Consider the following 766-nt stretch of genomic DNA (forward strand, 5'->3'; position numbering starts at 1 on the left):
AGTATCGCAAGGTTGCTTTGCCAGTTCAAACAGCAAACGGTGCACGGGTTTCTTTTCCGATGGTTGCACGCGGCACAGTCGAGATAGAGCCCAACCCTGGGTTAATGCTAGTTCAATAAATAGCTCCCCTTCGGTGATTGGCAGCACAAAGCTGGCTTTTCCTTCTGTATCTAGCAACTGATAACAACACTTAAGCAACGCATCATGGCGTAGGGAGTCGGTATGCCTAGCGGTTGCTCGCTGGCTTTGTTTAGCTTGCTCACCAGTGTTGAAATAGGGTGGGTTGCAAACAATGCGTTGAAAGCGTTGCGGCGGCGAAAAAATCAAAACATCGGTATGCTGAACTGAGAGTCGGTCGTGCCACGGCGAGTGCGAAAAATTGTGGCTTGCGGCTTCAACCGCTGTGGTTTCGATGTCAACGGCGGTAATTTTTGCGTCAGGAAAGCGTTGAGCACACATCAAAGCGAGTAACCCTGTTCCTGTCCCGATATCCAAGATATGGGCAGGGCTCGGACTTTCCATCCACGCGCCTAGCATCACGCCGTCGGTACTCACCGGCATGCCACTTTCGCCTCCTTCGATACAAAACTGCTTAAACTTGAAGCCTTTAGTTTGAAATTTTCCGCTCTTCATGATTGTTTTTTATCTGCTCAATATTTAAGTGAAATTCTCTATTGTTTCTTATTTGTATAGATTGTTGTTTTGTTGGTTATTAAATTGTATTGTTAATTGATCGAGATAAAGAACTGTACGGTTCTTTTGATCT

1 protein-coding gene is annotated in these 766 nt (G+C 46.0%); it reads right to left on the bottom strand.

What is annotated here, in order from left to right; all coding sequences use genetic code 11:
* Nucleotides 1–633, bottom strand: a 633-nt coding sequence (locus tag R7Q48_RS26740; protein WP_318133256.1) for a tRNA1(Val) (adenine(37)-N6)-methyltransferase, incomplete at its 3' end; no start/stop codon positions are given.
* Nucleotides 634–766 lie beyond the last annotated feature (133 nt).

It is taken from the genome of Vibrio sp. 378, assembly GCF_033339435.1.